General features: G+C 35.1%; 3 protein-coding genes. All 3 read right to left on the bottom strand.

What is annotated here, in order from left to right; all coding sequences use genetic code 11:
• Positions 1 to 408: 408 nt before the first annotated feature.
• Positions 409 to 1035: an HNH endonuclease signature motif containing protein gene (locus LZ634_RS22445; protein ID WP_234508935.1), complete on the bottom strand. Its 627-nt coding sequence runs from the start codon at positions 1033 to 1035 to the stop codon at positions 409 to 411.
• A 1-nt stretch (position 1036) separates the two neighbouring features.
• A complete protein-coding gene (locus LZ634_RS22450) occupies positions 1037 to 1669 on the bottom strand; it encodes a hypothetical protein (RefSeq protein ID WP_234508936.1) in 633 nt (210 codons plus the stop codon).
• 19 nt (positions 1670 to 1688) lie between these two features.
• Positions 1689 to 2534 (bottom strand): sensor histidine kinase (locus LZ634_RS22455; RefSeq protein WP_234508937.1); only part of this gene is annotated, 846 nt, incomplete at its 5' end.

Here is a 2534-nt window from a genome sequence, read left to right on the forward strand (position 1 = left end):
AAGTTGGCAGCATCACCCTTCACGACTTAGCGCCAACAATACCAACTTTACTTTGGTAAGCATCATTCACCTAGCTCTGGTATGAATTTTCGCTAGAACATTGAAACCTCAATAACCTGGTGCCGATATTATACTCGGCCCTTCCACCATAGTTAGGGGAATAAAGGTCATACAGAAAATTGCTTCGACAGCACATTTCCGACAGATTAGTTCTCACCTTCGCCTCAGCAAACAACTGTGATCGGCTCACCGTTCTAAATCCTGTATAAATTAACAACGTGCTCATACGGCTGATTCATCAATCCTATAAAGGTATTTTTGCTATCAATTAAACGCTGTATCTCTTGCTAGAGGCAGACAAAACCCGCCAAAGCGGGTAATTATTTTGCACGAAATAATAATAGATAGTTAAGATAGAAGCTCTCTGAGTGACTCTCTCAATTTCGTAATCCCAGTATATTTTACGCTAGCTAATTCTTTCGATATTTTCTCGTCCGTAATCAACAAAAATAGTTCATCTGTTTTTTCATCTAGAGCCTTGAAAAGCTCTTTTATTGTATTTAGCTGAATTCTCTTTCTTCTTGAGAAAATACGAGCTTGTCGATTCAGATCTAATATTCCTAACATGTACAGACCTGGATTTTTTAACGGCTTCAATATTCCGTCGGGATCAACGGAGAAATAGTCTGACATATTTTCGATAAAAGGGTCAACAAAGCCGACTTTATCATTATGGCTTGGGGTAGTAACCTGATTTTTGTCACAGGGCCAGTGGTTTGATTTTAATATATTGCATTTTGGACAGCTAATTACAAGATTATTTGGATCGTTTGTTATCGTTTTAAAATAATCCTGAGGCCTGAAATGGTCTAAGTGCATCCCCTCGTAGGCATGTTCTTCAAGTAACAAATCACAATAAACGCATCGACTCTGACAATCATCTAAAATTTCCTGTCTATAGTATGAATACCTATAATAACCACCGCCTTTTTTTACAGAGTAATTATTTCTCCGAGTCAATTTTGGATAAAACATGCTATAGTCCTTTCAGTAGCTGTTCAATTTTCGAAATTTTAACATCATTCTCTTTTAATTTTTCCGTAAGAATATCCACATTCTGAATTTCCTGAAGGTTTATACTCTTTGTTCGCAAAAAATTAAGTTGCTGGAATTCTTTTGATTCATTTTCATCCAACTCCTTCTCCATGGATTTTAACAATAGTTCATCTAAACGCTGTGCTCGTGCTGTCTTTATATCGCAAAATGTATCTTGATGCCTTCTTATTTTTGCTGATAATGATTTCCGTTTTTCACGATCGGATAAACTCTCCTTTGCTATAATATACTCTACATCAGCGGGTCCGTATAAACTATCGAACTCATCATTGAACGCAGTAAATATATATATGGGGATTTTTTGATTAATAATCCTCAATCCCTCAGCTAAATGTCGCCCAAGATATTTAGCCTTCCCGAGTTGATTCATTTTTTCATCAAGAATAAATGCAACAACATTGTTATATTGCTGTAAGGACCGTAGCATTTCTTCTATTTCAAAAATAGGTTCAATTGCTATCAAATCGAAATCATCACCAAATAACATTTGTAACGGTTCTTGATATGTAGTTCTTGCTTCATGATCATCATCAATATAGATAACTGTTCTCATAATGTACTCTCTCTTGAAATCAATACACTGGTACTGAAATTACAAATTCGGCCCCACCAAGTTCCCCTTTTGGAATGACCCGTAAATTTCCTTTATGATTATCAATAACAAAATTCTTTACTATAGACAATCCCATTCCTGTTCCTGACTGGTCCCCTTTTTCATCTGTTTTCGTACTAAATCCTGTATCAAACACTCTATTTTCCGTTCCAAATTCTATCCCCTTCCCACTATCCAGAAAATGCATCTCCACTCGATTAGAGTCACTATTTAAAGACAGTTTTATCTTTATTTTCCTATCACCTTCTCTAGTAGATTCAAGTGCCCAAAGAGAGTTAGTGAGAAAATTAATTATAATACTCTCCCAGTGTATTCTAAACCCGCGGATTGGATAAACTGAATTAATGTCCCATTCTTTAATAACTTCTACATTACTTTTAACTAATGACTGATTAAATATCTTGATGACATCATTAACAATCTGGTTAAGTTGAATTTTATTCATATTCCGTTTGTCAGGCCTGACATTGCTCAATGCAAACCCAGCAAAATCTGATATATATTTAATGCTATTTTCTAAAATATCTATTCTTTTCAGTGCCTTTATTGTATCGAAATTATCGATATCGTCCTCAATCATGTCCCTTAACATCGCAATGTTTGTGGCAGACATACTCGTATGTTGTTTTGTTTCGTGTCCCAGACAAACGGTCAATATTCCTAAAGAAGCTAAGTTTGCCATAGTGTCTTTCAATTGCTCAACCTGCTCTAACAATTGATCTACTTTTTCAGTTTCTATCTTTTGTTGTTCGACTACTTTTAATATGTTTTTGGCAATATATTTTAAATCATTTCTTTTTGGGTT

Origin of the sequence: Kluyvera intermedia (assembly GCF_021440345.1) — a bacterium.
GTDB lineage: Bacteria > Pseudomonadota > Gammaproteobacteria > Enterobacterales > Enterobacteriaceae > Kluyvera > Kluyvera intermedia_A.

Excerpts from the sequence above, each read along its gene's own strand:
- LZ634_RS22445 (WP_234508935.1), bottom strand. The coding sequence starts at position 1,035 with ATGTTTTATCCAAAATTGACTCGGAGAAATAATTACTCTGTAAAAAAA.
- LZ634_RS22450 (WP_234508936.1), bottom strand. The coding sequence starts at position 1,669 with ATGAGAACAGTTATCTATATTGATGATGATCATGAAGCAAGAACTACA.